At 75.0% G+C, this 8,439-nt stretch carries 8 protein-coding genes; 5 read left to right on the top strand and 3 right to left on the bottom strand.

Annotation, left to right across the window (positions count from 1 at the left end; genetic code table 11):
- Window positions 1-1,254: winged helix-turn-helix domain-containing protein (locus ACFQGL_RS21190; RefSeq protein ID WP_377513935.1), on the bottom strand; the 1,254-nt coding region annotated here is incomplete at its 3' end.
- Window positions 1,255-1,383: 129 nt separating this feature from the next.
- On the opposite strand from ACFQGL_RS21190, the gene ACFQGL_RS21185 reads away from it, so the two are divergent.
- From ACFQGL_RS21185 to serS, 5 genes are all read left to right on the top strand, one after another.
- A complete protein-coding gene (locus tag ACFQGL_RS21185) occupies window positions 1,384-1,827 on the top strand; it encodes an SRPBCC family protein (RefSeq protein ID WP_377513934.1) in 444 nt (147 codons plus the stop codon).
- Entirely contained in the window at window positions 1,824-2,978 is a 1,155-nt protein-coding gene (locus ACFQGL_RS21180; RefSeq protein WP_377513933.1) for an alcohol dehydrogenase catalytic domain-containing protein, read from the top strand. Before ACFQGL_RS21185 ends, ACFQGL_RS21180 begins: the two co-directional genes overlap by 4 nt.
- Window positions 2,979-3,026: 48 nt before the next feature.
- Window positions 3,027-4,202 carry a saccharopine dehydrogenase family protein gene (locus tag ACFQGL_RS21175; RefSeq protein WP_377513931.1) on the top strand — a complete coding sequence of 392 codons (1,176 nt, stop codon included), beginning with the start codon at window positions 3,027-3,029 and terminating at the stop codon, window positions 4,200-4,202.
- Window positions 4,203-4,294: 92 nt separating this feature from the next.
- Window positions 4,295-5,428: a DNA polymerase III subunit beta family protein gene (locus ACFQGL_RS21170; protein WP_377513930.1), complete on the top strand. Its 1,134-nt coding sequence runs from the start codon at window positions 4,295-4,297 to the stop codon at window positions 5,426-5,428.
- A gap of 167 nt (window positions 5,429-5,595) precedes the next feature.
- Window positions 5,596-6,882, top strand: coding sequence for a serine--tRNA ligase (gene serS, locus ACFQGL_RS21165; RefSeq protein WP_377513929.1), 1,287 nt, complete (start codon window positions 5,596-5,598; stop codon window positions 6,880-6,882).
- Here the strand turns inward: serS and ACFQGL_RS21160 are convergent.
- Together ACFQGL_RS21160 and ACFQGL_RS21155 are read right to left on the bottom strand one after the other, a co-directional pair.
- Complete coding sequence (locus tag ACFQGL_RS21160; protein ID WP_377513928.1) at window positions 6,879-7,814, bottom strand: cytochrome c biogenesis CcdA family protein; 936 nt, start codon at window positions 7,812-7,814, stop codon at window positions 6,879-6,881. The genes serS and ACFQGL_RS21160 overlap by 4 nt on opposite strands.
- Complete coding sequence (locus tag ACFQGL_RS21155; protein WP_377513927.1) at window positions 7,811-8,419, bottom strand: TlpA family protein disulfide reductase; 609 nt, start codon at window positions 8,417-8,419, stop codon at window positions 7,811-7,813. Before ACFQGL_RS21155 ends, ACFQGL_RS21160 begins: the two co-directional genes overlap by 4 nt.
- Window positions 8,420-8,439: the final 20 nt, after the last annotated feature.

The raw sequence follows: 8,439 nt of genomic DNA, 5'->3' as shown, positions 1-8,439 counted from the left end.
GGCGGGGGGGGGGGGCAGCCCGTCGGCCGGGCGGCCGTCGGCGGCGTACCAGTCGGCCGCCCGTACGTGCAGCTCACGCAGCTCGTCGGCGGGGAGCCGGGACAGCTCGACGCGGAGCAGGTCGTCCAGCAGCGGGTGAATCCGGTACCAGGGTGGGCGGCTGTCCTGGCGGTGCAGCAGACCGCCGATGCCCGCCAGGTCGGCCAACGTACGCCCGGCGTCGGCGCGGCCGGTCAACGCCTCGGCCAGGTCGGCGCAGACCGTCCCGGCGAGTGCGCTGCGCAGCAGCAGGTCCCGGTCGGCCGGGTCGATCGCGGCGAGCACCTCCTCGTGCAGGTAACCGGCGATGTCCGGCTGGTCGCCACCGAACTGCTCCACCCAGCGCGCCGGGTCGGGCTGCCCGCGCAGCGCCAGCGCGGCGATCCGCAGCGCCGCCGGCCAACCACCGGTGCGCTCACGCAGCCGCCGCAGCGCGGCGGCGGGCATTGGTACGCCGAGCGCGGTGAGCAGATCGGCCACCTCGTCGTCGGTGAAGGCCAGCTCGTCGGGGCCGATCTCGGTCAGCTCACCGGCGAGCCGGAGCCGGTGCAGGGCCAGCGGCAGCCCGGCCCGGGCCCCGATCACCAGGTGCAGCCGCTGCTCGGAGTGCCGGAGCAGGAACTCCAGCCCGGTGAGCGCCGCCGGATCGGTGATCCGGTGCAGGTCGTCCAGGACCAGCAGCACCGGCCGGTCCGCGGCGGCGAGCGCGGCGGCCAGCACCTCGAGTTGGTCGGGGCGCGGCGGCCCGGCGGGCATTGGCCCGGACGGCTGGTCGTCCGCCGGTCCGGTCGCCGCGCGCAGCGCCGCCGCCAGGTATGTCCAGAGCCGGTCGCCGTCGTCGCCGGCCTCCACCGACACCCACGCCGGCCGCAGCCCGGCCCCGGGCAGAGCCCCGCCCGGACCGACGTCCAGCGTGGCCAGCCCCTCACCGACCTCGGGCGCGGCCGGAACCGGTCCGGCCTCGGGCGGAGCGACGATCAGCCGTACCCAGGAGGCGAGCAGGGTGGTCTTGCCCCAGCCGGCGGGCCCGGCGACCAGGGTGACCGGCCCCGCACTGCCCTGGTCGAGCCGGCGCAGCAGCCGAGGCCGGGCCACCACCGGTTCGCGCGGCGCGGCCGGCGACAGCCGGGACGCCAGCAGCGGCGGGTCCGCAGGGCGTTCCGCTGCCGTTGTGACGCGCACGTGGTCCTGCTGTTGCGGCACCCGGCCCCCCATCGACGCGTTCCACCCCCGGTCGGCGAGCGGTTACCCGACGCGGGCGGGTTCACCCCTTCCGGGCGAGCCCGCTTCACCCGGCCCCGCCCGACGATCGAGGGACGTGGACCGGGAGGACGGGTGGGGCCGATGGGACGGCTGGCGCGGGTGGGATCCGCCCTCGGCGGCGCGACGCTGAGCGGGGCCGCGCGGCTGCTGCGCGTACCCCAGTGGTGGCGCGGTCGGACCGGCGCGGACGGTGCCGCCCACGCGCAGGCCCGGTGGGAGCTGGTGACCGTGGACCGGCCGCCCGAGCAGGTGCTGCCCGACGGACGGTGGCCCGAGCCGCTGCGCCGCCTGGACGGCGCGGTCGAGGTACGGGTACGGCCGGCGCCGGGCGACCGGGGAACCGAGTTGGCCGCCCGACCGCTGGCCGGTGGCACCCCACCCACCGGACTGGCCGCACACCTGGTCGGCGACGACCCCACGCTGCTGGTCCGCCGCGCGCTGCGGCACGTCAAGCAGCACGTCGAGGCCGGCGAGGTGCTACGCGCGGACCGCTCCGCGCTGGACCGCCCCGAGGCGCTCGGGTGAGGGCGCTGTGCTGGGTGGCCGACGACGAGCTGGCGGTACGCCAGGTGCCCGACCCGGAGCTGCGCAACGAGCGGGACGTGATCCTCCGGGTCCGGCGCAGTGCCACCTGCGGCGCGGACCTGCCGCTGCTGGCCGGCCGGGACCCCCTGCTCACCACCGATGACGTGCTCGGGACCGAGTTCCTCGGTGAGGTGGTCGAACTCGGCCCGGCGGTTCGTCGGCACCGCGTCGGCGACCGGGTGGTGGTCGCCGCGAGCGTCGCCTGCGGCGGCTGCTGGTACTGCCGCCAGGGCCGACAGTCCTGCTGCGACAACGGCAGCACCGACCCGGCGAGCGCCGAGCCGGGTCGGGGACGACGCTCGGACGCCGGCTGCTTCGGCCGTCCTCGGGCGGCGGGTGGCTTCGCCGGTGGTCACGCCGAGTACGTGCGGGTGCCGTACGCGGACATCGGCGCGTTCCGGGTGCCGGACGAGGTGGGCGACGATCGGGCGCTGTTCGCCGCGGACGCCGCCCCGGCCGGATGGCTGGCGGCCGAGCTGGGCGCGGTGCGACCCGGCGACGTGGTGGCGATCTGGGGCGCCGGCGCGGTGGGTCAGCTGACCGCACGGGCCGCGACGCTGCGGGGCGCCGCCCAGGTCATCATCGTGGACCGGCACGAGGAGCGGTTGCGGATGGCCGAGCGGCACGCCGACGCGGAGCCGCTGGACTACCGCCGCAGCGACATCCCGACCGAGCTGCGGGAACGCAGTGGCGGACGCGGACCGGACGTGTGCGTGGTGGCCGTCGACACGCCGCCGTCCCCGCGATCGGTGGCCGATCGGTTCGGCGTCCGGTCGGCCGACCGCCCGGACGCGCTGCGCGAGGCGGTGCATACCTGCCGCAAGGACGGCGTGGTGGTGGTGCTCGGCGGAGCCGACGGGTTCGTCGACGCGTTTCCGCTGGGTACGGTGACCGACAAGCGGCTCACCCTGCGCGGGGCACGCCGGCCGGACCTGCGGGAGGTACCCATGCTGCTGGACCGGATGGCCCGCGACGAGCTACGCACCGAGCACCTGGCCACCCACCGCCTGCCGCTGGAGCACGGCCCGCAGGGGTACGCGCTGTTCCGGGACCGGGCCGACGGCTGCGTCCGGGCCGTCTTCACGCCGTGACGCCACGCTCGATCGACCATCGCCGACGGTGGATGGCAGACTCTCGGCATGGCTGGGGATCGGACGTACGACGTCGTGTTGTTCGGAGCCACCGGGTTCACCGGCGGGCTGACCGCTGAATACCTGGCCCGGCACGCGCCACCCGGGCTGCGCTGGGCGCTGGCCGGGCGCAACCCGGACCGCCTCGCGGCCGTACGGGCCCGGCTCGCCGCGATCGACCCGACCCTCGCCGAGCTGCCGCTGCTCACCGCCGACGTGACCGACGCCGACTCGCTGCGCGGGGTGGCCGAGAGCGCCCGGGTGGTGGCCAGCACCGTCGGCCCGTACATCCAGCACGGGGAGCCGCTGGTCGCCGCCTGCGCCCGGGCCGGCACCGACTACCTGGACATCACCGGCGAGTCGGAGTTCATCGACCTGACGTACGTCCGCCACCAGGCCGAGGCGACCCGCACCGGTGCCCGGCTGGTGCACGCGTGCGGGTTCGACTCGATCCCACACGACCTGGGCGTCTGGTTCACCGTCAAGCAACTGCCCGCCGACGTTCCGATCACCGTGGACGGCTACGTACGCGCCGGTGGTCGGTTCTCCGCCGGCACCTACCACTCCGCGCTCACCGCGTTCGCCCGCAGCGGGCAGGCCAGCCGGGCCGCCCGGGAGCGTCGGGCCGTCGAGCCGCGCCCCACCGACCGACGGGTCCGGGCGATGCCCGGCAAGCTGGCCCGCTCGGCGGAGCTGGGCATCTGGACCGTGCCGCTGCCGACCATCGACCCGCAGGTCGTCCGTCGGTCGGCCGCGGCCCGCCCGGAGTACGGCCCGGACTTCCGCTACCGGCACTTCGCGGCGGTGAAGCGGCTGACCACCGTGTTGGTCAGTGCAGTTGGGCTGGGCGCGGTGGTCGGGCTGGTGAAGGTGCCGCCGACCCGGCGCTGGCTGCTCGGCCGGCTCGCCTCCGGGCAGGGACCCACTTCGCAGCAGCGGGCGGCGTCCTGGTTCCGGGTGCGGTTCGTGGGCACCGGCGGCGGCCAGCGGGTGGTGACCGAGGTGGCCGGCGGCGACCCGGGGTACGACGAGACGGCGAAGATGCTGGCCGAGTCGGCCCTCTGCCTGGCGTTGGACGACCTGCCGCCGGCCGCCGGCCAGCTCACCCCGGTGGCGGCGATGGGTGACGCGCTGCTCGACCGGCTCACCCGGGCCGGAATCACCTTCCGGGTGCTGGAGGTGTAAGGAAGGGCACCTTGTTAACGCCTCATGCATAGCAAGGGTCCCCTCCTAACTTCCGACGGCGGCTTGACCCTCTACCAGGTCGAGGGGGCAGGATGCCCAGCGTGGAGAGCGACCTGCACAGCATCGGCGAGCTTGCCCGGGCCAGCGGCCTGACCGTCAGCGCGCTGCGCTTCTACGACTCGGCGGGCGTGCTGGAGCCGGCCCTCGTCGACCCGGTGACCGGCTACCGCTGGTACGCCGACGAGCAGATCGCCCCGGCCCGGCTGGTGGCCGGGCTGCGTCGGATCGGTATGCCGGTGCCGGAGATCGCGGCGGCGGTACGCGCCGAGCCAGCCACGGTGCACGGGCTGCTCGACACGCACCTGCGCCGCCTGGCCGACGGGTTCGCCGACGCCCACCGCGAGGTCACCCGGCTCCGGGCACTGGTCGACCCGGCCCCGCCGACGAGCACCACGCTGCTGCTCTCCCCCGCCGAGCTGGCCGCCGCCGTCGACGCGGTGCGCTTCGCCGTCGGCGCCGATCCGGAGCTGCCGATGCTCTCCGGCGTGCTGCTCGACGTCGAGGCGGACGGCGTCCGCCTGGTCGCCACCGACCGGCACCGCCTGGCACTGGCCAGGGCCGCGGCGAGCGTCGACGGCCCACCGGTGCGGGTGTTCGTCGGAGTGGACCTGGTCGACCGGCTCCGCGCGCTGCTCGACACCTCCGACGCCGGGCCGGTCCTGCTGACCGTGTCCGGCACGGACCTGCGGGTCGCCCTGGCCGACCGGACGCTGACCGGCACCGCCCTGCCGTACGACTTCCCGGACTACCGCCGGTTGCTACGCGACGCCGTCGGCGAGCGGCCGGCCGCGTTGCGGATCCCGGTGGACGTGGCGGCGCTGCGGGCGGCGCTGACCGACCCGGCGGCTCCCACGGTGCCACGCGAGTACGGCGGAAGGCCGTTGGCGGTCACCGTGCTCGGCCTCGACGACCGGGGCGACCTGCGCCTGCTCCCCGCGACCGACCTACCCGCCACCGACCTGGGGGAACAGCCCGATCTGGCGGTGCAGCCCGACCCGGGTGGCGGGCTGCGGGTCGGGGTCAACCGCGAGTACCTGCTGGACGCGTTGGACGCGGCCGGCGGGCCACAGCTGGTGCTGGAGTTGGACGGCCCGATCGCCCCGCTGGCCGTACGCCGTCCGGACGACGCCGAGACCTTCTCCGTGCTGATGCCGATCCGGCTCTGACCTTTGCTGGGCTGGCAAGGGGCGGTGCCCGGGCCGACGACGGCGCTGGCAAGGGGCGGTGCCCGGGCCGGCGACGGCGCTGGCAAGGGGCGGTGCCCGGGCCGACGACGGCGCGACGGTAGCATCTGTGGGTCTATCTGACCCCGGACGGAGGCGTACGGAGCAGCATGCTCGACATGGAGTTGATCCGGAAGGATCGCGAGGCGGTGGCGACCGCGCTGGCGAAGCGTCTGGATCCCGCCGAGGTCGATCGGGCCCTGGACGAGATTCAGCGGCTCGACCAGGAGCGGCGCGCCCTGATCACGGAGATCGACGCGGAGCGGCAGCGCCGCAAGGCGGAGGCCCGGGCGTACGCGGAGGCGAAGCGCGCCGGCACCGAGCCGCAGGTCTCCGCGCCGGAGGCCGAGCGTAAGCAGCTCGCCGACCTGGAGTCCCAGTCGGACGAGGTGCAGGCTCGGCTGCGCGACGCGATGAGCGAGCTGCCGAACCTGCCCAGTGACGACGTGCTGCCCGGCGGCAAGGAGGCCAACCGGGTCGTCAAGACCTTCGGCGAGCCCCCGGCCATCGAGAAGGTCCGGGACCACGTCGAGCTGTCCCGCGCGCTGGGCCTGGTCGACTACGAGCGCGGCGTCAAGCTCGGCGGCTCCGGCTTCTGGATCTACACGGGCGTCGGCGCCCGGCTGGAGTGGGCACTGCTCAACTTCTTCGTGGACCAGCACATCAAGGCGGGGTACGAGTTCCTGCTGCCGCCGCACCTGCTGCTGGACTCGGCCGGCTTCGCCGCCGGGCAGTTCCCGAAGTTCTACGACGACGTCTACCACCTCGACAAGGAGTCGGCGCCGCGCGGGCAGTTCCTGCTGCCCACCTCGGAGACGGCGATCCTCGGCGCGTACCAGGACGAGATCCTGGAGACGGCGAAGCTGCCGCTGAAGGCGTTCGCGTACACGCCGTGCTACCGGCGGGAGTCGGCCGGTTCGCACTCGGACGAGCGCGGCACGGTGCGTGGGCACCAGTTCAACAAGGTGGAGATCTTCCAGTTCACCCTGCCGGAGCAGGCCGACGCGGCCCTGGAGCAGATGCTCGCCCACGCGGAGAGCCTGGTTGAGGCGCTGGGCCTGCACTACCAGCGCACCCTGCTCTCGGCCGGTGACGCCAGCGCGTCGATGAAGAAGACCCTCGACATCGAGGTGTGGATGCCGAGCACCGGCAAGTACAAGGAGGTGTCGTCGGTCTCCTGGGCCGGCGACTACCAGGCCCGCCGGGCGGCCATCCGCTACCGCGAGCCGGGCAGCAAGCAGACCCGGTTCGTGCACACCCTGAACGGCTCGGCGCTGGCCACCAGCCGGCTGTTCCCGGCCATCATCGAGCAGTTCCAGCAGGCCGACGGCTCGGTGCTGATCCCCGAGGTCCTCCAGGACCGGATGGGCACCGACCGCCTCACCCCGCTGCGCTAACCGTTCCGTTCGGCGGGGGTCGGGGTCGCCCCGGCCCCCGCCGCCGCGTCTGCGGGTGTCGCCGCGCGTTCGATGTTAGGAAGGGTCCCTTCCTCTACCGCAGGCGTTAACAAGGTGCCCTTCCTTACTCCCAGCACGGCGAGCACGACGGCCGCGGCGAACACGACGGCCGGTCCGACCGTGTCGAGGGCTTCGGCCAGGCCGTGCTGGATCTGGGACGCGGCGCGCACCACCGGATCGTGCAGGGCGTCCCGTTGGCCGGCGGCCAGGCGTAGCTCGTACCAGCCGTACCAGGCGACGTAACCGCCGGCGACCAGCAGCACCAGGCCGCTGAGCCGGGGCACCAGCGCGCCGGCGCCGCGCAGTCGGGCCACCAGCCCGTCGCGCAGCAGCGCCACCCCGAGCGCGGCGACCGTGACCACCAGCCCCATCCCGAGGGCGTACGCGCCGAACAGTGCCAGCCCTCGGCCGGTCGAGCCGGCCTGGAGGCTGGTCACCACGATGGCCAGGAACGGCGCGATGGCGCAGCCCAGCGAGGCCAGCGCGTACGCCGCGCCGAACAGCGCCATCGACGGCCAGGACCTGGTCAGTCGGGGTGCCCGGGCGGACCAGCCCGGGGCGGGCAGCCGCCGGCCGGCGAGCAGCCAGCAGCCGGCCACGACCAGCAGCAGCCCGAGCGCCACGGTCAGCCACGGCAGCCGGGGGCGCAGCCAGCCGGCCAGCGGCGCGAGCGCCAGGCCGAAGGCGCCGAAGACCAGCACGTACCCCAGGGTCAGCCCGGCCGCCGCGGTGAGCGCGCGGCCGACCGCACCGCGGGCGTCGGTGGCACCGGCGACCAACAACGAGAGGTACGCGGGCAGCAACGCGAAGCCGCACGGGTTGACCGCGCCGAGCATGCCGGCGGTCAGCGCGAGCAGCAGTGTGGCGGTCACGCCCCGGCCAGCGCGGTGACCCGGGCGCTGAGCGCCTCGCCGTCGAGGAAGCCCTGGTGGACGACCTTGCCGTTCCGGTCGATGATCACCAGGGTGCTCTGCTCGGTCACCTTGAAGCGCCGCCAGAGCGCCCCGGCACGGTCGTCGATCTGCGGCATGTCGCCGAGGTCGAACTCGGTGACGAAGTCCTTCATGGCCCGCTGCTCGCCGAGCCCGGCCACGCCGACGATCGGCACGGTGTCGCGGTAGCGGGGTGCGATCTCGGCGACCGTCCAGGCCTGACTGGCGCAGGTGGCGCACCACGGCGCCCAGAACCAGAGCACCACCGGCCGGCCCGCGAGCTGCGCGGCGTCGAAGGCGCTGCCGGTCAGGGTGGTGCCGCCGAAGCGCAGAGTGTCCGGAACCGAGGCCGGGGCGGTGGTCGGCGAACCTGCCGGCGAGGTGGCCGGGGCGGCCGTCCCGGTGGTGGCGACTGGCGGGGTGCCGGCGCCCGCCGGCGGCGGGGTGGCCGTACCGGTGCAGGCGGCCGCGCCAAACAGCGCGGCGACCAGCGCGGCGGCGGTGACGGCCCGGGTTGGTCGCCTCCGTGCGTTCCAGCTGCGCATCCGCGTCTCCTTCGTTAGGA

The sequence above is a fragment of the Micromonospora vulcania genome, from assembly GCF_042658605.1.
GTDB lineage: Bacteria > Actinomycetota > Actinomycetes > Mycobacteriales > Micromonosporaceae > Micromonospora > Micromonospora vulcania.
The sequence above is the reverse complement of the archived record's forward strand: the minus strand, read 5'-3'. Positions and strand labels throughout refer to the sequence as shown.

Bases quoted from the DNA above. Each gene is read 5' to 3' on its own strand.
- ACFQGL_RS21155 (WP_377513927.1), bottom strand. From the start codon at position 8,419: ATGCGCAGCTGGAACGCACGGAGGCGACCAACCCGGGCCGTCACCGCC.
- ACFQGL_RS21185 (WP_377513934.1), top strand. From the start codon at position 1,384: ATGGGACGGCTGGCGCGGGTGGGATCCGCCCTCGGCGGCGCGACGCTG.
- ACFQGL_RS21175 (WP_377513931.1), top strand. From the start codon at position 3,027: ATGGCTGGGGATCGGACGTACGACGTCGTGTTGTTCGGAGCCACCGGG.
- serS (WP_377513929.1), top strand. From the start codon at position 5,596: ATGCTCGACATGGAGTTGATCCGGAAGGATCGCGAGGCGGTGGCGACC.
- ACFQGL_RS21170 (WP_377513930.1), top strand. From the start codon at position 4,295: ATGCCCAGCGTGGAGAGCGACCTGCACAGCATCGGCGAGCTTGCCCGG.